The sequence below is a fragment of the Mycobacterium persicum genome (genome assembly GCF_002086915.1).
Taxonomy (GTDB): domain Bacteria; phylum Actinomycetota; class Actinomycetes; order Mycobacteriales; family Mycobacteriaceae; genus Mycobacterium; species Mycobacterium persicum.
The window spans coordinates 3,902,228-3,927,850 of sequence record NZ_MWQA01000001.1 but is presented as its reverse complement, the minus strand read 5'-3'; the positions used below and the strand labels follow the sequence as shown (position 1 = coordinate 3,927,850).

Sequence of the window (25,623 nt, the reverse complement as noted above, 5' to 3'; positions counted from 1 at the left end):
ACTGCCACGGGGAGTGAGGCCGCTCATGACTATCGCCGACGTCGCTGATCCGACGGGTCGACGGGGAAACTGGACCTACGACTGCGCCGGCGCGCAGATTCGGGCGCATTGTCGTCACCTGGCCACGGTGCTGACCATCCGCGGAGACATCGACGCCGTCAATATCGATGAGGTCAGCAAGTACCTTGGGCGGTTCATCCTCGAGGATCACCCGGTGGTCCTCGACCTGAGCGGCGTCAGTTACTTCTCCGCGGCCGGCCTCTCACTGTTGCAGACGCTTGACGAGAACTGCCAAGCCGCCGGTGTGCAGTGGTCACTGGTCGCGAGCCCGGCCGTCCGCCAGCTGCTCGGTGACGACCCCGACGACGCACCGTTTCCGCTCACCGGCTCCGTCCACGAGGCGCTTCGCGACTTGGCCGACGCCATCGTCAGCCGCCGTCAGCTGGTCCTGCCGCTGATCAGGAAGACGGCTTAGCAGTCCGCTCAGCGCCCGCCGATGGCCGGGCACTTCGCCGCAACCGGGCCGCCCCCACCACCGCGAAAATTCCGGCGACCGTCGCCAGCAACAACGTCAGCACCAGCAGCTGCGGGTGATAGACCACGGACACGGTGACCGGTTGCCCGTCGGCAACCGGCCCCACCACCACTGTCGACCGGGTATGCAGCCAGCTTGCCGCGGTGGCCACCGCCGCGACCACGGACACGGCCAGCTCGGCCACCGCCCGGTGACGGGCCGTCACCGCGCCGACCCCGTGTCGTCGTCATCGTCGACGTCCACCTGGACGGGCTCGACGCGCTCGGTGACCAGTGGAGTCAGCGCAGCCCGCAGGTGACGATGTCGTCGCGCCCAGGCTTGGGCGGTGCGGCCCCCGGTGAGCTTCAGACCGATGCCCACCCGGCCCCGCGGCACCCCGACCAGTTCGCCGAGCGCCCGCGCCGACTGCCACGTGGCCAACGGCTTGCCCGATGCCTCCGAATTCTCCGGCTCGGGAAACACCTTCACGATCTCGGACACCAGGATGGTCTCGGTGCCCTGTCGCAACGCGTCTTCGGTGAGTTCCACGGAGGTGTGGATGCGCGCCGCCTTCACTTGCACCGCCACGAACACCGACACCATCACCAGGAAAATCGCCGGCGTCACCAGCCCAACCCCGCCGCCGCCGGACATTTCGATCAACATCATCGACACCGCCGCGATCGGACCGGCCAACAGCCAGTACCAGCTGGCGCCGGGTTCGTAGAACAACGGCTTGGATTTGGTGTCCCCCGCTGATGTCATGGAAGCCTCCGTCACGAAAGCCAACCCGCCGCTTCGGCGGCCCAGTAGCTGAGCACGATATCGGCCCCGGCGCGCCGGATGCTGGTCAGCGATTCCAGCGCGGCGGCACGTTCGTCGATCCAGTTGTGAGCCGCGGCCGCGCGAATCATCGCGTACTCCCCCGAGACCTGGTAGGCGGCCACCGGCACCGGTGAATTGGCGGCCGCCGCGGACACGATGTCCAGGTATCCCATCGCCGGTTTGACCATCACGATGTCGGCACCCTCGTCCAGATCCAGCTGGATTTCCCGCAGCGCCTCGCGTGCATTGCCCGGTTCCTGCTGGTAGGTCCGCCGGTCGCCGGACAGGCTGCAGCTCACCGCCTCCCGGAAGGGTCCGTAGAAGGCCGAGGCGAACTTGGCGGCGTAGGCCAGGATCACCACGTCGGTGTAGCCGGCGGCGTCCAGGCCGTCGCGGATCGCGCCCACCTGGCCGTCCATCATCCCGCTCGGACCGACCACGTGGGCCCCTGCCCGTGCTTGGGCCACCGCCAGTTCCACGTAGCGGTCCACGGTGGCGTCGTTGTCGACCCGGCCGCGCTCGTCGAGGACACCGCAATGCCCGTGGTCGGTGAACTCGTCCAGGCAGGTGTCGGCCATCAACACCGTCGCGTCGCCCAGGTCCTTGGCCAGGTCCCGAAGCGCGACGTTGAGGATGCCGTCCGGGTCGGTGCCGGCCGAACCGATAGCGTCTTTCGACGCGTCCCGGGGCACACCGAACAGCATCAGCCCGCCCACTCCGGCGGCGACCGCGTCGGCGGCGGCGCCGCGCAGCGAATCACGGGTGTGCTGCACCACGCCCGGCATAGAACGGATCGGCTGCGATTCCGATATACCGTCGGCGACGAACATCGGTAGCACCAAATGCCTTGGCTCCAAGGAGGTTTGCGCCACCAAACGACGCATCGCGGGGGTTGAGCGGAGCCGGCGTGGCCGCTGCCGCGGGGAGCTCATGCGCGGCGACCCGCGGCCACTAGCGCCTGCGGCTCTTCTTGCGCGGCGGCGGCAGCGCGCCCTCGGCGCGCAATCGGGCGGCATGTTCGGCCAGGGCGTCGACCAGCGGACCCACCGCGGCGGTCTCCGGCTGGACATCCACCCGAAGCCCGAATTCTGCGGCGGTCTCGGCGGTTTTGGGGCCGATGCAGGCGATGATGGTGCGTGCGTGCGGCTTGCCGGCAATGCCGACCAGGTTGCGCACGGTTGAGCTCGAGGTGAAGCACACCGCGTCGAAACCGCCCGTCTTGATCATTTCGCGGGTGGCCGCCGGCGGCGGCGCGGCCCGCACGGTCCGGTAGGCGGTGACGTCCTCGATTTCCCAGCCACGTTCGCGCAGTCCCTCGGCCAGCGTTTCGGTGGCGATGTCGGCGCGCGGCAGCAGGACCCGGTTGACCGGGTCGAAAATGCTGTCATATGGCGGGAATTCGTCGAGCAGACCCATCGACGACTGCTCACCGGACGGCACCAGCTCGGGGCTGATCCCGAAGGCCCGAACCCGGTCGGCGGTCGATTCGCCGACACAAGCGATCTTGACCCCGGAGAACGCCCGCGCGTCCAGTCCGAATTCGCCGAATTTCTCCCAGACGGCCCGCACCGCGTTGGTCGAGGTGAACACCACCCATTGGAACCGGCCGTCGACCAGGCCCTTGACGGCGCGTTCCATCTGCGCGGGGCTGCGCGGCGGTTCGACGGCAATGGTCGGCACCTCGACCGGCAGCGCCCCGTAGGACGTCAACCGCTCGCTCATCTCGCCGGCCTGGTCCTTGGTGCGGGGCACCAGCACCGTCCAGCCGTACAGCGCCCGGCTCTCCCACCAGTTCAGCCTGCCCCGGTTGCTCACGGTCTTGCCGATGGTCACCACCAGCGGGCCGGCGAACGGGCCAGCGGGGTCGGCGCCGCCCAGGATGGCCGGATCGGTCAGTCCCTGCAGCGTGGTTTCGACGGAGCGCTGCTGGCAGGTGGTGCCATGTGCGGTGACCACGCATGGCGTCGTGTCGGCCAGCTCGTGGTCGAGCAGGGTGCGCGCGGCGTCGGCCAGATGCGACGCGGTCGCCTGCAGGATCAGCGGTCCCGGGGCAGCGGCCAGCGCATCCCAATCGGTGTCATCGAGTTCGCCGCGCACGTCGGCCACCGTGTGCGACGACCCCAGCGGCAGCCCGGCATAGGTCGGGACCGCGCTGGTGGCGGCCAGCCCGGGCACGACCTCGAAGTGCAGGTGGGTGCGCGCCACGGCGTTCACCTCGGTGATGACCGCGTCCACCGACAAAGGGTCGCCGGCCACCAGCCGCACCACGTCGGCACCCGAACGGGCCTCGGTGGTCAGCATCTTGGCCACATCGGCGGGTTCGCCCAGCGCCGGGCGGATGTCGGGGCCGCTCGAGACCACCGCCGGGGCGCTCGGAGCGGACTCTCCCGCAGCCACGCCGACGTTCTCCCCCGCATGGGCGGCCGCCGGCGCCGGCCCGGATACCGGTGGCAGGTCCTTGCCGATCAGCGCCAGCACCGGTTCGGGTACATCGGGGTCGGTGAACACCAGGGCGGCGTTGGCCAACACCGCGGCAGCCCGTGTGGTCAGCAGACCCGGGTCGCCGGGACCAGAACCCACGAAAGTGATGCGGCCCGGAGTCGGCTTACGCCCTCGCGTCATCATTGTCGCTCCCACGTCACTCAAATTTTTCCTGGCGCGGGTCGTGCCGCGCTCCCCACATCAGTTCTCGGGCACCCAGTTCGAACAGCTCCGCGGCGACCGAGAGGCCGAGCTCCCGTGCCCGACCGGAGGTGCCGACGCCGGACGCGCGGATCACGTCGGATCCGTCCAGCGCCGCCACGCAGCCGCGCAGCGACAGCTCTTCGAAGACCCGCCCCTCCTCATCGATGGACTCGACCACCTCGGCGATCGCGCCCACCGGTGCCGAGCAACCGGCCTCCAGTTCGGCCAGCAGGGCTCGTTCCGCGGTGACCGCCGCTCGCGTGTCGGCATCGTCCAGCTCCGCCAGCACCGCCGCCAACCGGTGGTCAGCTGCCCGGCATTCGACGGCGAGCGCGCCTTGCGCCGGCGCTGGCAACATCTGCACGGGCTCCAACGTCTCGGTGACATCATCGAGGCGGCCCAGCCGGGCCAGACCTGCCCGGGCCACCACGATGGCGTCAAGATCACCACTGCTTACCCTGTTCAACCTGGTATCTAGGTTGCCTCTTAGGGGGCGGATTTCCAAACCGAGACCCAATGCTCTAAGCTGTGCGGCCCGCCGCGGGGAGGAGGTGCCGACCAGCGATCCGGCCGGCAACTCCCCCAGCACCAGCCCGTCGCGGGCCACCACCGCATCGCGGGGATCGTTGCGCCGCGGTATCGCCGCGATTGTGAACCGCCGATCTTCGGCGGTGGGCAAATCCTTGTGCGAGTGCACGGCCGCGTCGACGCGACCGTCTTCGATGGCCTCACGCAACGCGGTGGTGAAGACGCCCACGCCGAGCGTCTCGATCGGCGCTGACGACCGGTCGCCGGCGGTGCTGATGGTCACCAACTCGGCCGGGTGGCCGTTGGCGATGAGCGCGTCTCTGACCGTCGCGGCCTGGGTGGTGGCCAGCAGACTGCCCCGGGTACCTATCCGGATCACGTGTGACAATCAGCTACTCGCCAAACGGGTTCCGGTCGTGCGGCAGGTCACCGGGGTGCCTGCCCGCGTCGAATCCGCTGGACACCGCTGGCAATTCGGCTGCGGTTGCGACGGCATCGACAGCCGTCTGATCGAGTTCGAAAAGCTCGCGCAGCGCCTCGGCGTAGCTGTCGCCGCCGGGAGCGCTGGCCAGTTGCTTGATCCGCACCGTGGGCGCGTGCAGCAATTTGTCCACCACCCGCCGCACGGTGCGGGCCACCTCGTCACGCTCGGCGCGCTCCAAGTCGGGTAGCCGGTTCTCCAGGCGCAGCAACTCCGCCTCCACCACCTCGGCGGCCCGCTGGCGCAACGCCGTGACCGTCGGCGTTACCTCCGCCATCCGCTGCCCCACCAGGTAGGCGGCAACTTCGGCGGCGACGATGTGGCGGGCGGCGTCGACGTCGGCCGCCGTGGCGTGGGCCGACGGCTCGTGTTGGACGCGGTCCACGTCGACGACCCAGACGCCCGGCAGGCCGGCCACCGCCGGATCGACGTCGCGGGGCATCCCCAGATCGCAGATGACCAACGGTTGGGTCTCTTCGTCTCGGCGGGCGTGAGCCAGCGCATGGTGCACGTCGGCCAGCGAAACCACCGGACTCACCGCTCCGGTGCAGCAGACCACCACGTCGGCGTCGGACAGCGCCTCGGCCAGGCGATCGAGTCTCATCACCTCGGCCGGTACGCCCGCTCCGCGGACCTTGCCCGCCAGCCGCTGCGCCCGCGGCACCGAGCGGTTGAGCACCCGGATCCGCCCGATACCGGCCCGAGTCAGGTGGGCGGCCGACAGCGCACCCATCGCCCCGGCGCCGACCACCACTGCGGTCTTGGCCTCCAGCCCGCCCAGGTGTCGTTCGGCGATGTCCAGGGCGACCGACACCACCGAAGCACCGGCAGCATCGATTCCGGTTTCGGAGTGCACCCGCTTGCCCACCGACAGCGCCCGCTGGGCCAGTTCGTGCAACACCCGGCCCACAGTGCGGTTGGCCTCGGCGGCGGCATACGAGCGGCGGACCTGGCCCAACACCTGCTGCTCGCCGATCACGGCCGAATCCAGGCCGCTGGCCACCGCGAACAGGTGCTCGACCGCGGCCTCGCTGTAGCGGACGTAGGCGTGTTTGGTCAGGTCACCCATCGACATGCCGGAGTGCTCGGACAGTACCTGGCCGATCACCGACAGGCCGCCGTGGAACGCCTCCACCACCGCATACACCTCGACGCGGTTGCACGTCGACAGCACCATGGCCTCGGTGACCAGCGCTGATTGCAAAATCTTGTCGACGATCTTGACTTGCTCGGACTCGTCGATGCTGAGTTGTTCCAAGACGGAAACCGGCGCGCTGCGGTGCGAAACCCCGAAGAGCAGGATGCTCACGGCAGCACCACCTGGCCCGCTCCCTTGCGCCTTGAGAAGTGAACTGCTTTCTACGGTAGACGGTTGTCAGGTGGGCTACCAAATAATTGAGCGACCTGCCAGCGCCTTCTCAGCCGGCCAGGTCAGCGCGGAGCCGGGCTTCGTCGACTTCCCAGTAACTATGTTCGCGACCATCCAGCAAGATCACCGGCAGCCGGTCGCCGAACTCGGCCCGCAGGCCGGTCTTCCCGGCCGCGGCAGCGGCGTCGACGTCGGTGCTGACCAACTCGAACCCCAGCTCTCGGGACAGCTCGGCCAGCTGCGCGTGTACCCGCAGGCAGATCGCGCAGCCGTCGCGGGTCAGCAGCTCCACCTGGCGGCGCCCGGACCGCGGTGCTGACGGCGTCATGGGCACCAGTGTGGCATTCCCGGTGCCGCGGGACGCGGGCTCGTCGGGTTCTCGAGTGCTCGGCGAAGCGCGCCTTACCGGGCGCGGGGTTCGTTAGGGCGCGGGTTCGGGGTCGGTGTCCCGGGCTTGCCAGTGGTGTTGGCCGGCGCCGCCCGAATCGTCGGCGTCGTCGAGAGGCCGGGACGCCGCCTCGTGGGGCATCGCTGATCGGGCTCCGCCGGGACCGAAACCGGCGCGCCGGTCCCCGGCTGCCGAGGTGCCGTTGGGCGGCAGCAGTAGGGCGCGGACCAGCCGGCGAGGCCCGTAGGCCCGCAGCATCCGACTCGCCGGGCGCGGGCGGACCCGCTGCGGCCACCAGAACCAGCGTCCCAACAACGCGGCAATGGACGGTGTCATGAACGAGCGGACGATCAACGTGTCGAACAACAGGCCCAACCCGATGGTGGTGCCGATCTGACCGATGATCCGCAGATCGCTGAACACGAAGAGCGACATGGTCACGGCGAACACCATGCCTGCGGCCGTCACCACTCCGCCGGTGCCAGCCATCGCGCGGATGATCCCGGTATTGAGCCCCGCCCCGATTTCTTCTTTGAGCCGCGAGATCAGCAACAGGTTGTAATCCGATCCCACGGCCAGCAGCAGGATCACCGACATCGCCAATACCAGCCAGTACAACTCGATGCCGAGGATGTCCTCCCATACCAGCACCGACAGGCCGAACGACGACCCCATGGATACCAACACCGTCCCGACGATGACGGCCGCGGCGACGACACTTCGGGTGATGAGCATCATGATGATGACGATCAAACTGATCGCGGCCACTCCGGCGATCAGCAGGTCGAAGGTGGCGGCCTCCTGAATGTCGCGGAACGTCGCCGCGGTACCGCCCAGATAGATGGCGGCGCCCTGCAACGGAGTGCCTTTGATGGCCTCGCGCGCCTCATCCTTGATCTGCTCGACCCGGGCGATACCCGCCGATGTCGCGGGATCGCCCTCCAGAGCAATGATGAAGCGGGCCGCTTTGCCGTCCGGCGATAAGAACATCTTCAGGCCGCGCTGGAAGTCGGGATTCTTGAACGCCGACTGCGGCAGATAGAAGGAATCATCGATTTGCGCGGCGTCGAAGACCCGGCCCATCGCGCCGGGATCCTTGCTGCCCGTATCGGACTGGTCATAGAACGACTGCAATGTCCCGTGCCAGACAACCAGCATGTCCCGCATGATCGTCATCGTGTTGATCATCGGTGGAATCTGGGCGCGCATCTGCGGCAGGAGTTTCACCAGAATATCCATGTCCGTGACCAGATATTCGAGTTTCTCGCTCATTTGATCGACGTTGTCGATCATGTCGAATATTGATCTGATCGACCAGCAGACCGGGATGTCGTAGCAGTGTTTGTCCCAGTAAAAGTAGCTGCGAATCGGCCGGAAGAAGTCCTCGAAATCCGCGATGTGATCCCGCAATGTGTTGGTGATATTCGACAGGTCGTGGGTGAGGTGGTCCATGTCGACGGTATTGTCAATGACTTCGCCCATGAGTTCGTACATCGTGTGCATCGTGGCGATGGAGACATCCATCGCCTGTACCTGTATCAGCATGTCGTCCATACGCGCCTTCATGAACTGCATGTTTTCGGTGTTCGAGACACCCTGCATGCTGATGATGAACGGTATCGACGTGTGCTTGATAGTTGTTCCCAACGGCCGGGTAATCGACTTGACTTGTTCGATACCGCGACTGTGGTAAATGTTTTTGGCGATCTTGTCCAACACCAGCATGTCCACCGGATTACGCATATCGTGGTCGGTCTCGACCATCAGCACCTCGGGGTTCAACCGGGCCCGCGAAAAATGCCGGCCCGCCGCCGCATCCCCGACGTTGGACGGCATGCTGGCCGGCATGAACTTGCGCAGGTCGTAGGTCGTCTTGTAACTGGGCAGCGCCAGCAGGCCGATAAAGGCGATCACGCACGTCGCGGCCAGCACCGGCCCCGGCCAGCGGACGATTGCCGTCCCCACGCGCCGCCAGCGGCGGGTGTTCAATCTCCGCTTGGGGTCGAAAAGCTTGAAGAAGCTGCCGATGGCGAGCACCGCGGGGCCCAACGTGAGGGCTGCGAAGACCGCGACGAGCATGCCTATCGCGCAGGGCGGGCCGAGCGTATTGAAATACGGAAGCCGGGCGAAGCTGAGGCAATACATGGCGCCGGCAATGGTCAATCCGGAGCCCAAGATCACGTGGGCGGTCCCATGGAACATCGTGTAGAAGGCAGTCTCGCGATCCTCGCCGGCGTTGCGCGCTTCGTGGTAACGACCGAGCATGAATATCGCGTAGTCCGTGGTGGCCGCAATGGCCAACAGGACCAGCAGATTTGTCGCGAAAGTGGAGAGACTGAACACGTTGTGGTCGGCGAGAAAGGCAATGGTTCCCCGGATTGCCCCGAGGTCAATCCCGACCATGATCAAGACCAGAAACGCGGTGACCACGGAGCGGTAAATGAAAAGCAGCATCACCGCGATCACCAGGCTGGTGATCGCGGTGACCTTGGCGATGCTTTTGTCCCCGGCCTCGGCCTGGTCAGCGTTCAGTGCCGACGGACCGGTGACGTAGGCCTTGACACCCTGCGGCGGCCGTGTGGTGTCCACGATATGCCGGACGGCGTGCACCGACGCGTATGCTTCGGTTTCGTTGTCACCGACGAGATACACCACGACATATGCGGCTTTGTCGTCCGCGCTCTGTGATCCGCCGGCGGTCAACGGATCACCCCAGAAGTCCTGAATGTGTGCGACGTGCTTGGTATCAGCTGAAAGCCTTTTCATCAGCTCGCCGTAAAATTGGTGCGCCGCGTCGCCGAGTGGCTTATCGCCTTCCAGCACAATGGTCACGGCATTATCGGAGTCGAACTCCTTGAATACCTGGCCGACGCGTCTTATCGCCTCGATCGACGGCGCATCGCTGGGGCTCATCGATACCGAGTGGGCCTTTCCCACCGCTTCCAGCTGCGGAACGGCGAGATTGACGATCGCGGTGAACCCCAGCCATAACAACAGGATCAGCACCGCAAAACGGCGGATCAGCCGCGGCAGAAGCGGGCGCTTTGGCGCCGCCGCGCCATCCCGTTCGCTCATGCCGATGTCACCTGGCAAAAGGTCAAGGCTTTGGGTCTGGTGACCGACCTTTCGTCCTTGACGGCGCCGTTCACGATGATCCGGCAGCCGATGGTGTCGGCGTTGCTCTGCGCCATCAGGTTCACACTGACCGCGGGCAGCGTCGTGGTGACCGTCTGCGACCACGGCAGCGGCACGTCCGGCAGCTGCAGCACGCGGGCGTCGGGGTCCAGGTAGGCGATCCTTGCGGTCGAGGCGGGGCCGAAAACTTCGTAGACCACTTGCTTCGGGTTGAACAGCGGGACACCGATATCAGCCTTGGCCATCACGGCGGGATGCTCGTGAGCGCCGAAGACGCGGTGGAGACGATAGATACCCAGCGCTGCCACAATCGCCACGGCTGAGACGGCCAGCAGCAGCCACATTCGTTTCACAACGCTGGTAACCGGACTCATCCTCACCTTCGTGCTCCGCCACCGGGCCCACACCATAGACTGCGGCATCGGGTGCGTCGCCCCCGGCTCGCCCCGATCAAGGAGCGTGGTCGAGAGCGCCCAGTGCGCGAATCTGAACCTCCCGAAATCTCCAACGTGCGTGGTAATCCGATGTCTCGTCTGCGCTCGCAGCGTAGACGCTACCGCCGACCTGCTGAATGCATTTCGGATTTCCGACAAACCTCGTTACCGGTGCCCCGCGCGGCGCTCGGATCCGACGGGTCACAGCAGCCTCTCCAGGGTGATGGGCAAATCGGTGACGCGTCTGCCGGTGGCGTTGAACACGGCATTGGCGATCGCTGCGGGTACCCCGACGATCACCAACTCGCCGAGCCCCTTGACGCCGATCGGATCGGCAATCGTGTCCTCGGCCGGCAAAAAGGTCGCGTCCAGCGCCGGGACGTCGGCGTTGACCGGAACCAGGTAATCCGACATGTTCGCGTTGACAATCCGGCCGTCGCGGTAATCCAGCTCCGTCCGCTCCAGCAACGCCATCCCGATCCCGCCGACCATCCCCCCGATCGCCTGACTGTGCGCGAGTTTGGGATTGATCACCCGGCCGGCGTCGTAGCACGCATACATGCGGCGGATCCGCACGGTCGGCAGCAAACGGTCGACGACGACCTCGGCGAATACGGCTCCGTAGCCGTAGATGGAGTATCGGCGGTCGGCGTCGTCGGGCGTCCAGGTCTGCTGTGAATCCAAACCGGACCAACCGCGGCGGCGCAACAGGTCCTGATACGACTCGCCGGGCTCGGATCCGGCCCCGGAGGCCGTGGCGACCATGCGGCCGTCGACGACCACCACGTCCGCCGGACGCAGACCGCTCAGCGGGGATCGCGGGTCGGTGACCGCCGCGCGAATGAACTTGTCGCGCAGCATGTTCGCGGCGGTGTACACCGCAGAACCCACACTGGCCATGGTTCGGGAGGCCGAGTGCGGCGGTGCCGGCGGAAAACTGCTATCACCCAACGCGAATCGCACCCGGCTCAACGGCATCCCGAGGGCATCCGCGGCGACCTGGGTCATCGACGTGTAGGTCCCCGGCCCCATGTCGCTGGTTCCGCATCGCACTTCGGCGGTGCCGTCGGCGAAAACCTTTGCGAACGCCGAACATTGGCTGCGATAGGTGTAATAGCCGGCGCCGGCCACCCCGAGCCCGACAAAGAGATCGCCCTCGCGGGTGGTGGCGGGTGTCGGATTGCGCCGGTTCCATCCGAACCTCGCCGCGCCCCGGGTCAGGCATTCGGTGAGCCGCCGGGTGGAAAACGGCATCCCCGAGGTCTGGTCGACATCGGGTTCGTTACGCATCCGCAATTCGATCGGATCCATGCGCAGGCGGTGTGCCAGATCGTCCATGGCGCACTCGAGCGCAAACGCTCCGGTGACCGCGCCGGGGCCCCTCATGAACCACGGCAGGCCGACGTCCAACGGCACCACGCGATACGTCGATCGCATGTTGGGGACGCGGTAGAGCATCCGCGGACTACGGACGAGCCCGTCCTCGTAGTCGCCGTACCTGGCCGTCTCGGTATGCCCTTCGTGGATCATCGCCCTGAGGCGCCCGGATTCGTCTGCCCCGATCGCCATGCGCTGCCGACTGGTGGGCCGGTATCCGATTGCGCTGTACATCTGCCGGCGAGTCAATACCAACTTGACGGGTCGTCGCATCCGGCGAGCCGCGAAAGCGGTCAGCACCTGATGCGGCCAGGTCCGGCTGGCGCTACCGAACGAACCGCCCACGAACGGCGAAATCAGCCGGACCTGATCGGTGGGTAGACCGAAGGCGTCGGCGTAGAACTTCTGGGCCGCGCTGATGTCTTGCACTTTGTCCCATATCGTGAGGCGATCGCGATCCCAGGTGGCAATCGTCGCAGGCATCTCCATGGGGTTGTGGTCGTTGCGCGCGATGCTGAACCGCAGGTCCGTCATCACCGAGGTACGGCGAATCGCCTGATCGGCGAACCCGCGGGAATAGTCGCGGATGAATCGGCCGGGCCGCTGGTCCGCATGTGCCGCATCAATATCGGTAACCGGCGGCCGACTCGAATACCGCACGTCGACCAGCTCTGAGCCGTGGACCGCCGACTCGAGCGTCGTCGCGATCACCACGGCGATCGGTTGTCCGAAAAAGGCCACCAGCCGGGTGTCGAAAGGCAGTTTCACCCCAGTGAAGTCGGTCAGTACGGCAAGCACGTCGGGCTGGCGTAACGCGGCACCGGCGTCCAGGCGCTTGATCCCGCCGCATGCGACGGTGCTACAGACCAGCGCGGCGTAGAGCAATCCGGGAATCTGGTTGTCGGCGGTGTAGCTGGCCTTACCGGTCACCTTCAGCGGCCCGTCCACCCGGCTGACCGGCTGGCCGGAGACGACCTTCGCGGCGGTGAATGCGTGGGTCATGGCATTGCCGCCACGGTGGCCAATTGCCTTTCGACAGTGCGCCGGAGAAGGCCGACCTTGAAACCGTTCTCCCGCAACGGTTGAGCATCGGCAACCGATAGTTCGGCGGCGCGGCGGAACAGGCCCGCGTCGATCGGGCGCCCCTGTAGCTCCCTTTCGACGGCCGGTAACCGCCACGGGACGGTGGCGACGCCGCCAACGGCGACCCGCGCGCTGCGTATCGTGCCGGCGACGATGTCGAGTGCCACGGCCGCCGAGGCCAGCGCAAATTGGTATGACTGGCGATCGCGCACCTTGAGATATCCGGACCGGCGGGCCTCCGGCCCGAGAGGTACCTCGATCCCGACAATCAGCTCGCCCGGTTCGAGATTGTGCTCGCGGTGCGGCGTGTCACCCGGCTGGCAGAAGAGCTCCGCCAGCGTAAATCGCCGCCGCCCGGAGGCTCCACGACTGACGACAACGGCGTCCAACGCGACCAGTGCAACGGCGAGATCTGAAGGGTGGGTAGCGCAGCAGTGCCGGCTGGTACCGAGGATTGCGTGGCTGCGGTTACGTCCGTCGATCGCCGAGCAGCCGGTGCCCGGGGCGCGTCGGTTGCATGCGGCCGACACGTCGCGGAAATACAGACACCGCGGGCGTTGCAGCAGGTTGCCGCCGATAGACGCCATGTTGCGCAGCTGAGCGGAGGCGCTGAGCTCAAGAGCCTGACTGATCACCGGGGCTTGTTGCCGGACGACGGGATGAGCGGCAAGGTCGGACATCCGCACCAGAGATCCGACGCGGATCATTTCCGGCTGGACCTCGATCCAGCGGTACGGAAGCGCGTTGATGTCGACCAGCGAATCGGGGCGTTCGACGGTCTCCCTCATCAGGTCGACCAGCGTGGTACCCCCGGCGATATAGCGGCCGCCGGCCGCGGCTGCCTGCAACGCCGCCTGCTCGTCGGTCGCTTTGAGGTAGCGGAACGGGAACACGTGCTACCGGTCTCGCGCCACAGCCGCGACCGCGTTCACGATGTTGGTGTAGGCGCCGCAACGACAGATGTTGCCGCTCATCCATTCTCGTATCTCCTCGGGCGAACCCGCGTGCCCTTCGGCAATACAAGCGACGCCGGACATGATTTGGCCGGCGGTGCAGTAGCCGCACTGGAAGGCGTCCTCGTCGATGAACGCTTGTTGCAGAGGATGGAGTCGGCCGCCCGAACCGGCCAAGCCTTCGATAGTGGTGATCTGTGCACCCTCGTGCATGACCGCCAGGGTCAGGCAGGAGTTGATCCGCCGACCGTCGACCAGCACCGTGCAGGCACCGCATGCGCCGTGGTCGCAGGCCTTCTTGGTGCCGGGCAGTCCCACCCGCTCGCGCAGCATGTCCAGCAGCGACGTGCGGGTGTCGACGGCGATTTCTCGAGGCTCGCCGTTGATCTCGGCCCGCACCACAGCGGTGTGGATTTCATCCTGGACGGTTCGCTCAGATCCGGCAACGGTAGCGACGGCGGCGACACCGCCCACGGCGACGGAGGCGCTTACGAACGTCCGGCGATTGACTCGGAACCCAAGTCGGTCGTCCACGGATCCACTGTAGAAGTGCAGCTCGCAACATCGTTGCTAAACTCGGATCCCGGCCCGTGTTCGTCTCGCGCCAGGCTGGAAAACCTCCCCAACACGTTTGCCGGATAGGGTTTATGTTGGCCGAAGTGTCGCCGTCCACCGGCCGGGTACCGCGATTGTGAGAGGTTGCTGATGGCTTCCACCGATCTGGGTGATCTGGGCACCTCGAATCGCATCACCGGCGCCGACCTGGAGTCGGTGGCCGCAAACGCCAGCGCCGAACGCGCCCTTGACGGCCTGCGCGCCACCGCCGCTGCCGCCGCCGAGGATCGTCCGCAGCCACCGATCGACCTGACCGCCGCGGCGTTCTTCGATGTGGATAACACCCTGGTCCAGGGCTCGTCCGCGGTGCACTTCGGCCGGGGGCTGGCCGCCCGCCATTACTTCACCTACCGCGATGTCCTGGGCTTCGTCTATGCGCAGGCCAAGTTCCAGCTGCTCGGCGTGGAGAACAGCGATGACGTCGCCGCCGGGCGGCGCAAGGCGCTGGCCTTCATCGAGGGCCGTTCGGTGGCCGAACTGGTGAAGCTGGGCGAGGAGATTTACGACGAATTCATCGCCGACAAGATCTGGCCGGGCACCCGCGAGCTCACCCAGATGCATCTCGACGCCGGTCAGCAGGTCTGGCTGATCACCGCCACACCGTATGAGCTCGCGGCGACGATCGCCCGCCGGCTCGGCCTGACCGGCGCGCTGGGAACGGTCGCGGAGTCCGTCGACGGGGTGTTCACCGGCCGGCTGGTCGGCGACATCCTGCACGGCACCGGCAAGGCTCACGCGGTGCGTTCGCTGGCCATCCGGGAAGGTCTCAACCTCAAACGCTGCACCGCCTATTCCGACAGCTACAACGACGTGCCGATGCTGTCGCTGGTGGGGACGGCCGTCGCCATCAACCCGGATTCACGGTTGCGCAGCCTGGCCCGCGAACGGGGATGGGAAATTCGGGATTTCCGGACCGCGCGCAAGGCCGCCCGAATCGGGGTGCCGTCGGCCCTGGCGCTGGGCGCGGCCGGCGGCGCGTTGGCGGCTCTGGCGTCCCGACGCCAATCACGCTGATAAGCTGCGCCGCTGAGCACACATTCGAGCGGAGAGCACAGCGGCATGACAGTCCCCCAGGAAGCCGAAGGACTCATCGGCAAGAACTACCGCGCCCCGGACTACTTCGAAGTCGGCCGGGAGAAGATCCGCGAGTTCGCGGCCGCGGTCAACGACGAGCATCCGGCGCACTACGACGAGGCGGCCGCGGCCGACGCGGGCTACCCCGCATTGGTGGCGCCGCCGACCTTCCTGGCGGTCGCCGGGCGGCGTGTACAGATGGAGATTTTCACCAAGTTCAGCATTCCGATTAACATCGCCCGGGTCTTCCATCGCGACCAGAAGTTCCGGTTCCACCGGCCGATCCTGGCCGGCGACAAACTTTTCTTTCATACTTACCTAGACTCTGTGATTGAGTCACACGGCACAGTGCTCGCCGAGATTCGAAGTGAAGTCACAGATGCCGACGGCAAGCCGGTCGCTACCGGCGTCGTCACCATGTTGGGGGAAGCAGCGCACCACGAGGCCGAGGCCGATGCCACCGTGGCGGCAATTGCAGCTATTTGAAACAGGTTGAAGCAAGAAGGTAGGGTCCGTTCAATGACGTCTCAGGGTGAAACGGGTGGCACACAGCTCAAGCCGCCGGTCGAAGCAGTCCGTTCCCACTACGACAAATCCAACGAATTCTTCAAGCTCTGGCTTGACCCGTCGATGACCTACAGCTGCGCGTACTTCGAAGAGCGCCCCAATATGACGCTGGAAGAGGCACAGTACGCCAAACGCAAACTTGCCCTGGACAAGCTGAACCTCGAGCCGGGCATGACGCTGCTCGACATCGGCTGCGGCTGGGGCGCCACCATGCGCCACGCCGTGCAGGAGTACGACGTCAACGTGATCGGCCTGACGCTCAGTGAGAACCAGTACGCGCACGACGTGGCGAAGTTCGAAGAGATCGACAGCCCCCGCCGCAAAGAGGTGCGGATCCAGGGCTGGGAGGAATTCGACGAGCCGGTCGATCGGATCGTGTCACTCGGCGCGTTCGAGCACTTCGCCGACGGCGCCGGCGACGCCGGGTTCGAGCGCTACGACACCTTCTTCAAGAAGTACTACAACTTGACGCCCGACGACGGCCGGATGCTGCTGCACACGATCATCATCCCGGATGCCGACGAAGCCAAGGAGCTCGGCTTGACGTCGCCGATGAGTTTGCTGCGCTTCATCAAGTTCATCCTGACCGAGATCTTCCCGGGCGGTCGGTTGCCGCGGATCTCGCAGGTCGACCACTACTCATCCAACGCCGGCTGGAAGGTCGAGCGCTACCACCGCATCGGCTCCAACTATGTTCCGACGCTGAACGCCTGGGCCGATGCGCTCGAGGCACACAAGGATGAGGCGATCGCCCTGAAGGGGCAGGAGACTTACGACATCTACATGCACTACCTGCGGGGTTGCTCGGACCTGTTCCGCGACCACTACACCGATGTTTGCCAGTTCACATTGGTGAAGTAACGCCCGCATCGTGCTTCAGTCGCGAACGTAACGCCACGGCGAATCCGCCGCCCGGATTTTCGCCCTGGCGTTACGCTCGCGCGCGCCTCGCAAGCCGCGCCCGGTTCGTCAGCCTAGGAAAATGTTGCGACGCCCAGCCAACAGCCGGTACAGCGTCTGCTGAATGGTCTCACGCACCTGATCGGTCAACTCGAAGGTGACCATCGGATCCTCGGCGTCGGTGGTCGCGTAGTCGGCCGTGTGGATCGGCTCACCGAATGCGATGCGCCATTTCGATGGCAGCGGCACCAGTCCGGCGGGGCCGGCCAACGGGAACAGCGGAGTGACCGGGAAATAGGGCAAACCGAACAGCCGCGCCAGCAATTTGACATCGGTGAGCATCGGGTAGATCTCCTCCGACCCGATGATCGAGCACGGCACAATCGGCGCCTGGGTACGCAGGGCCGCTGATACGAAGCCGCCGCGTCCAAATCTCTGCAGGCGGTAACGGTCCTCGAAGCGCTTGCCCAGGCCCTTGTAACCTTCGGGGAACACCGCCGTGAGTTCGCCGGAGGCCAGCAGTCGGTGCGCGTCGGTGGTACAGGCCATGGTGTGCCCCGCCTTGCGGGCGGCCTCGCCCACCACGGGCAGGTCGAACACCATGTCGGCGGCAAGCAGCCGCAAATCCCGGTGGGCGGGATGTTCGTCGTGAACCGCCACCGACAGCATCAACCCGTCGAACGGCAAGACTCCGGCATGGTTTGCCACCAACAGCGCGGCGCCATCGCTGGGAAGGTTCTCGATTCCGCTGACTTCCACACGGAACCATGACCTGAAGAAAAACCTCAGCAAAGGCCGAACGATCGCGTCATTGAAATGCGGGTCAAATCCGAATTCGTCGACGCTGTAATCACCGGTCAGTCGTTGCCTCAGGAATCGGGCGACCGCGGCGACACGCTGCGCCAGATCGCTGAGGGGCGCTTCGCCCGACCCGGGAACGCCCGACGCACCCGCGGCACGTCGATGCTCGTCGATTTCACGGACCACTGCGGCGATCTGTTCGGCCGATGCCCGGCCGCTCGGATCGGACAGCAACGACGGGTGCTCACGGGACGCCTCGGCGCGTTGACCGGCACGGCGGCGCGCTGCTACCCGACCCCGATTACTGTGCAGTGGAATGACATTCGCTCTGGTCTCACCCGCCACGATAGCTACCCAAATCTACCTGACCCCCACCCATGGAATTGGCTTCCGGGTTCCCCACCGTTGCGCTAACGCGATCGCGCGACCCTCCCAGGAGCGTACCCGATGCGGATCGATAATGGGAGTTAGACCGCGGCCCCGAATGTAGTCATCGAAGGCCTCGGCCGTCGTCCACTTGGGCTGATAGCCAAGTTCGGAACGCATTCTGGTGGTGTCCATCACCCTGCCGTAACTCAAATAATCGAATTGCTCGCGGTTGATCTCGGTGTATCCGTTGGCCCGTCTCAGCGAATCAAGCGCCCACACCCCAAATCCCGGTACCGGCAATGGAATTCGGCCGGCCCGGCGAATCGCCTGCGACAGCATGATGATGCCGTCGGCACCGATGTTGAAGGTGCCGGCTTTGCCGGCCATCGCAGCGCGCTCCAGGGCACCCAGCGCATCCTGCTCGTGCAGCAATTGCAGTCGGGCGTCGCGGCCGAACATCGTGGGCACGAAGGGCCCGGCAAGATAGCGCGACAGCGTGGTGTCCATCGCGGGGCCGATCATGTTGGCCAGCCGCAGGATGGTCACCGCGATATCGGGCCGACGCCGGCCCAGGCCGCGCGCATACCCCTCGATATCGAGACTGTCCTTGGCGAAACCCTCGCGGAAGGGTCGACGGCTGGTGCTGTCCTCGGTGAACACCACCGGGTCGTGTGGGCTCGAGCCGTAGACCTCGGACGTGGACTTCAGCACGACGCGGCGAACCGAAGGCGACTTCTGGCAAGCCGCGAACAGCTGCATAGCGCCCATCACGTTGATTTCCTTCAACGCCGCACTTCCGCCGGACCGCGGCGCGTAGGAGGCCGCTGCGGCGTGCACCACGGTGTCGACATCGCCGTTTCGAATCACCTTGGCAATGAAGGGATTTCGAACGTCGGCGCGGACGAACTCGGCTCGGCCCATGCGACGCAGCATGTCCTTGCTGGGCGCGATCGCATCCACCGCGATCACCGAGTTGATCAACGGGTTCTGCGCCAGCCGGGCGGTCAGGTAGCCGCCCAGAAACCGGCACGCACCGGTAACCAGCACCACCTTGGGGTAGTGCACGGTGTCGTCATTGCGGCCGCCGATTCCTCCGGCGCCGCCCCCCTGGCCGCTCGATGAGTTCACCCCGACAGCCTAGCGGCGACGAGAGACAGCAGCGTTACAAGCCGGTGACGGTACGCGTCAACTGGGGCCGGTCGGGCCTTACTTGCCGAGTTTCCTGCGCTGTACCCGGGTGCGGCGCAGCAGCTTGCGGTGCTTTTTCTTCGACATGCGCTTGCGCCGCTTCTTGATTACTGAACCCATGGACTCCGCTACCTGACCGTGCCCGCTTGTCAATATTTACACGGGACTACCAATGACTACATAGGACCCAGTCACTTTACCCAGCCCGCCGCACCCAACACCAAACCGGCGCCGATTGCTGGCCGCCGGGCCTGGAGAGGCAGACCCGTGGCAGCCCGCTCGGCGCCGTCGGCTAACCGGCGAAGTAGGAGGTCTGCAGCATGTCGTGGACGGCCTTGGCATGCACCCGGAAAGACCGCCCGACCCGGACCGCGGGCAACTCGCCGTTGTGCACCAGCCGATAGACGGTCATCTTCGAGACCCGCATCAGCGAAGCCACCTCGGCCACGGTGAGGAATTGAGTGCCGGCCTGCTGGCCTTCCCCCGTGCCGCTGTCCCGCACCGATTTACCTGCGGAATCCCGTGCTGATGGCCCGTTCGTTGACGTCATCGCAACCCAATCATGTCAGGCACGCGCAATGCCAGCGGCTTCCCCTCCGCTGGCACCCACACGTGCATACAAAGAGGAGAATAGCGGGACTAGTGGGGTTATTGGTACTGGTGAGAGGAAATCAGTTCAAAATTCCCGAATTATTCCGATGTAATTCTTAGCTGCTCAGAGCGGCTTTTGGCGGCTTGGACGGCTGCGTCGACGACCCCCCGAAACCCGCCTTTCTCCAGCTCGCGCAGCGCGGCGGCGGTCGTCCCCCCGGGGGAGGTGACCGACGCCCGCAGTTGCAGCGCCGTGGTGTCGATCCGCAACCCCGCCGGCTCGCCGGCGGCCGGACGCTCTTGCTCCATCCGCTCCAGCAGCATCGCCGTCGACCCGGCCAGGGTCTGCGCGGTCAGTTCGGTGGCCACCTGACGGCTCAAGCCCACCGCGACGCCGGCGTCGACCAAGGCCTCGACCAGCAGGAAGAAATACGCCGGCCCGGAGCCCGACACCGCGGTCACCGCGTCCAACTGCTGCTCCGGAACGTTCAGCACCACGCCGACGGCATCGAAGAGCGCGGACACGTCGTTCAGCTGTTGCGGTGTGACGAACCGCCCCTTGGCCAGCGCGGTGACCCCGGCTCCCACCAGTGCGGCGGCGTTGGGCATCGCCCGGACCACCGGCGTGCCCGCCGGCAGCTTGGATTCGAAGTAGGAGGTCGTGACACCCGCGGCTACCGTGACGAACACCTGCTCGACACTGTCGCTGCCGGCGGTTGTGGCCGCTGCCACCAAGTCCCCCATCACCGTCTCGACGTCGGCCGGTTTGACCGCGACGACCACAAAGGTCGCGTGTTCGATCGCATCGCTGACCGAGGTGACCAGTACCGAGTAGGTGCTGGCCAGGTACTTGGCGCGCTCGGGGATCCGTTCGGCCACCACCAGGTCCTTGACCTGCCGGCCGGAGCGCAGCAAACCCGACAGCAACGCCTCGCCGATACTGCCCCCACCGATGATCGCGATTCTTGCCATGCCGCACAGCATCGCAGACCCCGAACGGCTAGCCAGCGGCCGGGACCATCGCCAGCTGACGGGCTTGCACCACCAGACGGCCCAGGCTGTCGACGATGGTGTGGTCCTCGTCGAACCAGTCGTGTCCGATCTCCGTGCAGGTGGCGATGATCCGCAGCCAGCCGTCGGCGGGCAGTGCCCGAACCAAGGCGGTGAGCTGGACGGTCGGCGCCCAGCCGGTGCGGTCTACGGCAAAGGTGACCGGCGCCGACAAATCCCCGCACATGAGCGCGAACAGCGGATCAGGAGCCACCCCGCGCGGGCGCGCCCACATCTGGATGACCGGTGGCCGCCCGTCGGTATCGGGCCGCAGCGTCGACAACAGCGGCCGCACGTCGCAGCCCTCGCCCAGGTGCACCAGTCCGGCCAGCGGGTGGCCCGGTCCGATCGGCGCGACGTCGTCGGGAGGTTCGGGTGCCATCAGATCCACGACCGGCTTTGCCGACAGCAGCGGGGTCCCCGCCGGGTGCTCGGGTTCGCCCAGCGTGACAACGGCGTGCACCGCGGTGCGCTCACTCTGGGTCAGCTCGACGTCGACGACGCCGATCCGGCGGCCCCGCTTGCGGATCGACGTCACCAGTCGCATCGCCCCCGGATCCGGCGCCCACAGGAAGTTGGCCGATACGACGACCGGTTGCAATGCCGGCTGCGGTGCCGCCCCTGCATAAGCCATCCGGGCGGCATTGGCGCACAGCGCCATCATCGCGCCGCCATGCACCTTGGGACCGATCGTCCAGTGCCGGTTCAGCTCACCGTGAAATACCGCGTCATCGGCGGCAGTGTCGACTTGCCGCAACGCCATGGCGGTGGTGAACATCGCGCTCATGTCACCGCAGCAGATGGGTCCGGGCGAACTGCAGGGACTCCACCAGCATGGCTTCGCGCTCGCTGGCCGAACGCGCCGACGAGGTGGACACCTCCAGCACCACATGGCCGGTGAAGCCACCACCGGCGAGCATCTGGCACACCTCGGCGGTGGGCTGGGTGCCGTGACCGGGCACCAGATGTTCATCGGCGGGCAGCCCGCTGCCGTCGCACAGGTGCAGATGGACCAGACCCCGGCCCATCCGGCGGGCCATATCCAGCGCATCGGTGCCCGCGGTCGAGGTGTGCGAGAGGTCCAGCGTGTAATGGGCGTGATTGCCGTCCAGCGGGTCGTAGGACGGCGCGAACGCCGAAATCGCCGGACCCGGACCACCGCCGCGCCGGCGCATCCGTTCCCGTGACTGACCGGCCCCGAAAAGCCGGTCCGCCCGGAACGGAAACATGTTTTCGACGGCGACCATCACGTCGCTGGCCGCTTCCAGCGCGGCGACCTGCTCACCGAACCCCTCGGCGTAGCGCCGTTGCCACCGGAACGGCGGGTGTACCACGACCGTCTGCGCGCCCAGTCGTTCGGCGGTCCGCACACTGCGCTCCAGCTTGGGAATCGGGTTGGCACCCCATACCCGTTGCGAGATCAGCAGGCATGGGGCGTGCACGGACAGCACCGGGACGCGGTAGCGTCGCGACAGCCTCCTGACCGCGTCGACATCCTGGCTGACCGACTCGCCCCACACCATCAGCTCGACTCCGTCGTAGCCGAGTCGGGCCGCATACTCGAATGCGGCTTCGGCCCGCAGCGGGTACACCGAAGCCGTCGACAAGCCGACTTTGATTGCTGGACGCACTGTGTATCGGCGCGCCTAGCCTGTTTGCAGCGATAGCACCAACGGTCCCCAGGTAATCAGCGCGCCGACCGCAACCGCGATCAGCGTGCTGGCGATGTCCTCGGTCTTACGGACTACCCGCACCGCGACCACCAGCCCCAGGATCACCAAGACCGAGAGCACCAATGCCACGATGCTGTTCCATCGCCACAGCTGGTCGAAGGCGATGAACAGACCGGCGCCGAATACGACGGCCAGAATTGACTGCAGCACCACCACCGTGCCGCGCCACAGGGCCACCAGCGCGCCCGGACCGCGGCCGGTCCCTCCGGTTTCGTCGGCACGGTCACTGTCGAGCCGCTCGGCGTCGAACACCGCCGGGGCCGCCTCGCCCCGCCGCCGGGCCACCTCGTCGGCCAGCGACTGCCCGCCGAACAGGGTCCGCTCCGCGGCACCGTCCACATCGTGCGGGTAGGAACGCACATAGGCCGTCTCGTCTTCGACCGGTTCGGCCTCGTCTACCGCTACGTCGATCGCGTCCACCGATGTGTCGACGTAGTGCCCGACCGGGTCGGGACTCATGTGCTCGGCGCCGGACTGCTGCTCGGAGATGTCGCTTTCTTCGGTGTGACGCAGGGGTCGCGGGTACTCGCTGCGCTCGGGGCCCGACGCGCGTCGGGCGATCGGCTCGGATCTGGGCCAGCGTGGTTCGGGCTCGGACCAGTATCTGGCCTTGGCCGGCTCCTCGGTTGCCGGTTCTGCGGTGACCAGCTGCGGTTGGGGAGGCGACGGCGCGACCGGCTCGGCAACCTCGACGCGCGGTTTGCCCGGCGTCGGCTGACTTGGCGGTTCGGCCGGGACAGTAGGCGCGGGGGTCTCGGCCTTGTCGCGGCGGTCTTCGCGAATGATCGGGATTTCGCCGGTCAGCTCGGCCACCGTGACCGAATCGCTATCGCCGCGGCGACGGCGTCGCCGCCGGGTCACGGCAGGGGCGCCGATGGTGCCGTTTCTGGCCAGTAGTTCGGCGACCGAGATCTGCTTGGTGTCCTCCGTGTCGGAATGTGGTCCAGTCATGGTTTGTTGCCTCTCGATCGGGGAGCGGCATTCCGATCTACTAACTGACCTCCAGCATCGCGCACCGATGTCGCCACCGGCGAAGTTTCCATGAAGGCGGCGCCGTCGGCCTCGCTGTCGAGTCGGCGCAAGATCACGCCTTCCCGCAGCGCCCACGGGCAGATATCCACCGCATCTATCGACAGCGCTCGCATGCTTGCCTCCGCGACCAGAGCCCCCGCTACGATCTGCGGCGCGCGCTCGGCGCTGACTCCTTCCAGTTCTGCACGGTCAGCGGTCGTCATCCTAGAGATGAAAGATATGAGTTGTCTGAGGCCGTTGGCCGTCAGCATCCGTTTCACCCGCGGTCCGGCGGCCGACGGCGCCGCTCCGGTCAGCCGTGCCAGCGAACGAAACGTCTTCGATGTGGCGACCGCGAGGTCGGGATTGCCTGCCTCCAGAACGGCCACACTGGCGTCCGACAGCTCGGCATCGAGCCAGTCACGCAGCATCGCCACCCGCCGCCGGCCGGGTGGATCGTCGGGCAGCCATTCGCGGGTCAAGCGGCCGGCGCCCAGCGGCAGCGACAGCGCTACCTCGGGCTCCTCATCCACGCCGCTGGACAACTCCAGCGAACCGCCGCCGATGTCGAGGTTGACGATGCGGCCCGCACTCCAGCCGTACCATCGTCGCACCGCCAGGAAGGTCAGCCGGGACTCGTCGACCCCGCCCAGTACCTGCAATTCGATACCGGTTTCCTTGCTTACCCGGGCCAACACATCTTCGGAGTTCTCGGCTTCGCGCACGGCGGAGGTGGCGAAGGCCATCAACTCGGCACAGCCGGAGCTCACCGCGATCTTGGCGAACTCGTCGATGGTCGACACCAGTTTGTCGGCGCCGCGCCTGGTGATCTTGCCCGAGCTGTCGGTGGCTTCGGCCAGCCGCAGCGTGGCCTTCGTCGAACTCATCGGCGTCGGATGCCCACCACGGTGAGCATCTACGACCAGTAGATGGACCGTGTTGCTGCCCACGTCCAGCACGCCCAATCTCACGAAATCAAACTAGCGGGCGGCGACGCGGGTCGCTCAGCGACCCGATGCGGGGGCACCGTCAGGCTTGCCGGGAGAGTCCGCGCAGCATGCGCCCGCCGCTGACCGCCCGGACCACCGCAACGGTGGACTAACGTTGCAACCGTGGCAAACTCGCGCCTGAGGCCGGTGCACCCGGGGCAAGAGGTCGAATTGGATTTCCCCCGTGAGTGGGTGGAATTTTATGATCCCGACAATCCCGAGCACCTGATCGCGGCCGATCTCACCTGGCTGCTGTCGCACTGGACATGTGTGTTCGGCACGCCTGCCTGCCAGGGCACGGTGGCGGGCCGGCCGGACGACGGGTGTTGTTCGCACGGAGCCTTCCTATCCGATGACGACGACCGTGCCCGGCTCGACAACGCCGTCGAGAGCCTGACCGACGAGGACTGGCAGTTCCGCGAAAAAGGCCTGGGCCGCAAGGGATATCTGGAACTCGACGAGCACGACGGCCAACCGCAGTACCGCACCCGGAAACACAAGGACGCCTGCATCTTCTTGAACCGGCCGGGCTTCAAGGGCGGCCCCGGTTGCGCGCTGCACACCAAGGCACTGAAGTTGGGTGTGCCGCCGCTGACGATGAAACCCGACGTCTGCTGGCAGCTGCCGATCCGGCGCAGTCAGGAATGGGTGACCCGGCCCGACGGCACCGAGATTCTGAAAACCACCGTCACCGAATACGATCGCCGCGGCTGGGGTTCCGGCGGGGCCGACCTGCATTGGTATTGCACCGGCGATCCGGCCGCCCATATCGGAACCAGACAGGTGTGGGAGAGCCTGGCCGACGAGCTCACCGAACTGCTCGGCGTGAAGGCGTATGCGGAACTGGCCGAAATATGTAAACGCCGCAGCCGGTTAGGGCTGGTGGCCGTGCACCCTGCGACACGCGCGGCGCCGAGGTAGCCGACGGGCGGGAGTTTGCCGCAACGGCGCTATCCGGCGTCC

Annotated in this window: 25 protein-coding genes and 1 pseudogene; 5 read left to right on the top strand and 21 right to left on the bottom strand. The window is 66.4% G+C overall.

All coding sequences use genetic code 11. The features are described 5' to 3' along the window. The first annotated feature begins 25 nt into the window (after positions 1-25). Positions 26-475, top strand: a complete 450-nt coding sequence (locus B4U45_RS17915) for an STAS domain-containing protein (protein ID WP_075546928.1) — start codon at positions 26-28, stop codon at positions 473-475. On the opposite strand, the gene B4U45_RS17910 is transcribed toward B4U45_RS17915, so the two are convergent. The 12 genes and pseudogenes from B4U45_RS17910 to B4U45_RS17855 form a co-directional block, all read right to left on the bottom strand. Further along, positions 459-740 (bottom strand): hypothetical protein, encoded by a 282-nt coding sequence (locus tag B4U45_RS17910; RefSeq protein WP_075546929.1) that lies wholly within the window; start codon positions 738-740, stop codon positions 459-461. The genes B4U45_RS17915 and B4U45_RS17910 overlap by 17 nt on opposite strands. Beyond that, complete coding sequence (locus B4U45_RS17905) at positions 737-1,279, bottom strand: DUF3093 domain-containing protein (protein WP_083153817.1); 543 nt, start codon at positions 1,277-1,279, stop codon at positions 737-739. The genes B4U45_RS17910 and B4U45_RS17905 overlap by 4 nt, the downstream gene beginning before the upstream one ends. Positions 1,280-1,290: 11 nt before the next feature. Next, positions 1,291-2,271 (bottom strand): porphobilinogen synthase, encoded by a 981-nt coding sequence (hemB, locus tag B4U45_RS17900; RefSeq protein WP_082275383.1) that lies wholly within the window; start codon positions 2,269-2,271, stop codon positions 1,291-1,293. A 19-nt stretch (positions 2,272-2,290) separates the two neighbouring features. Then, positions 2,291-3,961 (bottom strand): bifunctional uroporphyrinogen-III C-methyltransferase/uroporphyrinogen-III synthase, encoded by a 1,671-nt coding sequence (locus B4U45_RS17895; RefSeq protein ID WP_089025033.1) that lies wholly within the window; start codon positions 3,959-3,961, stop codon positions 2,291-2,293. A 16-nt stretch (positions 3,962-3,977) separates the two neighbouring features. Beyond that, complete coding sequence (gene hemC, locus B4U45_RS17890) at positions 3,978-4,931, bottom strand: hydroxymethylbilane synthase (RefSeq protein ID WP_075546933.1); 954 nt, start codon at positions 4,929-4,931, stop codon at positions 3,978-3,980. Positions 4,932-4,944: 13 nt separating this feature from the next. Then, positions 4,945-6,342, bottom strand: coding sequence for a glutamyl-tRNA reductase (locus tag B4U45_RS17885; RefSeq protein ID WP_075546934.1), 1,398 nt, complete (start codon positions 6,340-6,342; stop codon positions 4,945-4,947). Between the two features lie 50 nt (positions 6,343-6,392). After that, positions 6,393-6,730, bottom strand: a pseudogene (locus B4U45_RS17880) (glutaredoxin family protein). A gap of 93 nt (positions 6,731-6,823) precedes the next feature. Further along, the gene (locus tag B4U45_RS17875; protein ID WP_075546936.1) at positions 6,824-9,865 is read right to left on the bottom strand and encodes an MMPL/RND family transporter; all 3,042 of its coding nucleotides are present in this window, start codon (positions 9,863-9,865) and stop codon (positions 6,824-6,826) included. Then, a complete protein-coding gene (locus B4U45_RS17870) occupies positions 9,862-10,305 on the bottom strand; it encodes an MmpS family transport accessory protein (protein WP_241780244.1) in 444 nt (147 codons plus the stop codon). Before B4U45_RS17870 ends, B4U45_RS17875 begins: the two co-directional genes overlap by 4 nt. Before the next feature lie 255 nt (positions 10,306-10,560). Continuing rightward, positions 10,561-12,738 (bottom strand): xanthine dehydrogenase family protein molybdopterin-binding subunit, encoded by a 2,178-nt coding sequence (locus B4U45_RS17865; RefSeq protein ID WP_219859472.1) that lies wholly within the window; start codon positions 12,736-12,738, stop codon positions 10,561-10,563. After that, complete coding sequence (locus tag B4U45_RS17860) at positions 12,735-13,712, bottom strand: FAD binding domain-containing protein (protein ID WP_075546939.1); 978 nt, start codon at positions 13,710-13,712, stop codon at positions 12,735-12,737. Before B4U45_RS17860 ends, B4U45_RS17865 begins: the two co-directional genes overlap by 4 nt. A 3-nt stretch (positions 13,713-13,715) precedes the next feature. Continuing rightward, complete coding sequence (locus tag B4U45_RS17855; protein ID WP_162877295.1) at positions 13,716-14,306, bottom strand: (2Fe-2S)-binding protein; 591 nt, start codon at positions 14,304-14,306, stop codon at positions 13,716-13,718. A gap of 171 nt (positions 14,307-14,477) precedes the next feature. Here B4U45_RS17855 and B4U45_RS17850 point away from each other — a divergent pair, with 171 nt between their 5' ends. Genes B4U45_RS17850 through cmaA2 form a run of 3 tightly spaced genes read left to right on the top strand, consistent with a single transcriptional unit; the run spans position 14,478 to position 16,889 of the window. Then, the gene (locus B4U45_RS17850) at positions 14,478-15,401 is read left to right on the top strand and encodes an HAD family hydrolase (protein WP_075546942.1); all 924 of its coding nucleotides are present in this window, start codon (positions 14,478-14,480) and stop codon (positions 15,399-15,401) included. Positions 15,402-15,446: 45 nt separating this feature from the next. Continuing rightward, positions 15,447-15,947 (top strand): FAS1-like dehydratase domain-containing protein, encoded by a 501-nt coding sequence (locus B4U45_RS17845; RefSeq protein WP_075546943.1) that lies wholly within the window; start codon positions 15,447-15,449, stop codon positions 15,945-15,947. Between the two features lie 33 nt (positions 15,948-15,980). Further along, positions 15,981-16,889, top strand: a complete 909-nt coding sequence (gene cmaA2 / locus B4U45_RS17840; RefSeq protein ID WP_075546944.1) for a cyclopropane mycolic acid synthase CmaA2 — start codon at positions 15,981-15,983, stop codon at positions 16,887-16,889. 108 nt (positions 16,890-16,997) lie between these two features. Here cmaA2 and B4U45_RS17835 read toward each other — a convergent pair whose 3' ends face one another. From B4U45_RS17835 to B4U45_RS17795, 9 genes are all read right to left on the bottom strand, one after another. Continuing rightward, positions 16,998-18,074 (bottom strand): lysophospholipid acyltransferase family protein, encoded by a 1,077-nt coding sequence (locus tag B4U45_RS17835; protein ID WP_075546945.1) that lies wholly within the window; start codon positions 18,072-18,074, stop codon positions 16,998-17,000. A gap of 15 nt (positions 18,075-18,089) precedes the next feature. After that, on the bottom strand, positions 18,090-19,226 hold the full coding sequence (locus B4U45_RS17830) for an SDR family oxidoreductase (RefSeq protein ID WP_075546946.1): 1,137 nt from the start codon (positions 19,224-19,226) through the stop codon (positions 18,090-18,092). Positions 19,227-19,304: 78 nt separating this feature from the next. Continuing rightward, the gene (locus B4U45_RS17825) at positions 19,305-19,406 is read right to left on the bottom strand and encodes a 30S ribosomal protein bS22 (RefSeq protein ID WP_003402602.1); all 102 of its coding nucleotides are present in this window, start codon (positions 19,404-19,406) and stop codon (positions 19,305-19,307) included. 172 nt (positions 19,407-19,578) lie between these two features. Then, entirely contained in the window at positions 19,579-19,836 is a 258-nt protein-coding gene (locus B4U45_RS17820) for a helix-turn-helix domain-containing protein (protein WP_023370446.1), read from the bottom strand. Between the two features lie 140 nt (positions 19,837-19,976). Continuing rightward, entirely contained in the window at positions 19,977-20,849 is an 873-nt protein-coding gene (gene proC, locus B4U45_RS17815) for a pyrroline-5-carboxylate reductase (protein ID WP_176357673.1), read from the bottom strand. A 28-nt stretch (positions 20,850-20,877) separates the two neighbouring features. Beyond that, the gene (locus B4U45_RS17810) at positions 20,878-21,714 is read right to left on the bottom strand and encodes a thioesterase family protein (RefSeq protein ID WP_075546948.1); all 837 of its coding nucleotides are present in this window, start codon (positions 21,712-21,714) and stop codon (positions 20,878-20,880) included. A gap of 1 nt (position 21,715) precedes the next feature. Then, positions 21,716-22,558 (bottom strand): sugar phosphate isomerase/epimerase family protein, encoded by an 843-nt coding sequence (locus B4U45_RS17805; protein ID WP_075546949.1) that lies wholly within the window; start codon positions 22,556-22,558, stop codon positions 21,716-21,718. Between the two features lie 15 nt (positions 22,559-22,573). Further along, positions 22,574-23,611, bottom strand: coding sequence for a hypothetical protein (locus B4U45_RS17800; RefSeq protein ID WP_075546950.1), 1,038 nt, complete (start codon positions 23,609-23,611; stop codon positions 22,574-22,576). Beyond that, a complete protein-coding gene (locus tag B4U45_RS17795) occupies positions 23,608-24,642 on the bottom strand; it encodes a Ppx/GppA family phosphatase (protein WP_075546951.1) in 1,035 nt (344 codons plus the stop codon). Before B4U45_RS17795 ends, B4U45_RS17800 begins: the two co-directional genes overlap by 4 nt. 141 nt (positions 24,643-24,783) lie before the next feature. On the opposite strand from B4U45_RS17795, the gene B4U45_RS17790 reads away from it, so the two are divergent. Next, positions 24,784-25,581 carry a DUF3109 family protein gene (locus tag B4U45_RS17790; protein WP_075546952.1) on the top strand — a complete coding sequence of 266 codons (798 nt, stop codon included), beginning with the start codon at positions 24,784-24,786 and terminating at the stop codon, positions 25,579-25,581. Positions 25,582-25,623 lie beyond the last annotated feature (42 nt).

Excerpts from the sequence above, each read along its gene's own strand:
- B4U45_RS17800 (WP_075546950.1), bottom strand. The coding sequence starts at position 23,611 with ATGACTGGACCACATTCCGACACGGAGGACACCAAGCAGATCTCGGTC.
- B4U45_RS17895 (WP_089025033.1), bottom strand. The coding sequence starts at position 3,961 with ATGACGCGAGGGCGTAAGCCGACTCCGGGCCGCATCACTTTCGTGGGT.
- B4U45_RS17905 (WP_083153817.1), bottom strand. The coding sequence starts at position 1,279 with ATGACATCAGCGGGGGACACCAAATCCAAGCCGTTGTTCTACGAACCC.
- B4U45_RS17915 (WP_075546928.1), top strand. The coding sequence starts at position 26 with ATGACTATCGCCGACGTCGCTGATCCGACGGGTCGACGGGGAAACTGG.
- B4U45_RS17865 (WP_219859472.1), bottom strand. The coding sequence starts at position 12,738 with ATGACCCACGCATTCACCGCCGCGAAGGTCGTCTCCGGCCAGCCGGTC.
- B4U45_RS17820 (WP_023370446.1), bottom strand. The coding sequence starts at position 19,836 with ATGACGTCAACGAACGGGCCATCAGCACGGGATTCCGCAGGTAAATCG.
- B4U45_RS17825 (WP_003402602.1), bottom strand. The coding sequence starts at position 19,406 with ATGGGTTCAGTAATCAAGAAGCGGCGCAAGCGCATGTCGAAGAAAAAG.
- B4U45_RS17850 (WP_075546942.1), top strand. The coding sequence starts at position 14,478 with ATGGCTTCCACCGATCTGGGTGATCTGGGCACCTCGAATCGCATCACC.
- cmaA2 (WP_075546944.1), top strand. The coding sequence starts at position 15,981 with ATGACGTCTCAGGGTGAAACGGGTGGCACACAGCTCAAGCCGCCGGTC.
- hemB (WP_082275383.1), bottom strand. The coding sequence starts at position 2,271 with ATGAGCTCCCCGCGGCAGCGGCCACGCCGGCTCCGCTCAACCCCCGCG.
- B4U45_RS17845 (WP_075546943.1), top strand. The coding sequence starts at position 15,447 with ATGACAGTCCCCCAGGAAGCCGAAGGACTCATCGGCAAGAACTACCGC.
- B4U45_RS17875 (WP_075546936.1), bottom strand. The coding sequence starts at position 9,865 with ATGAGCGAACGGGATGGCGCGGCGGCGCCAAAGCGCCCGCTTCTGCCG.
- proC (WP_176357673.1), bottom strand. The coding sequence starts at position 20,849 with ATGGCAAGAATCGCGATCATCGGTGGGGGCAGTATCGGCGAGGCGTTG.
- B4U45_RS17810 (WP_075546948.1), bottom strand. The coding sequence starts at position 21,714 with ATGAGCGCGATGTTCACCACCGCCATGGCGTTGCGGCAAGTCGACACT.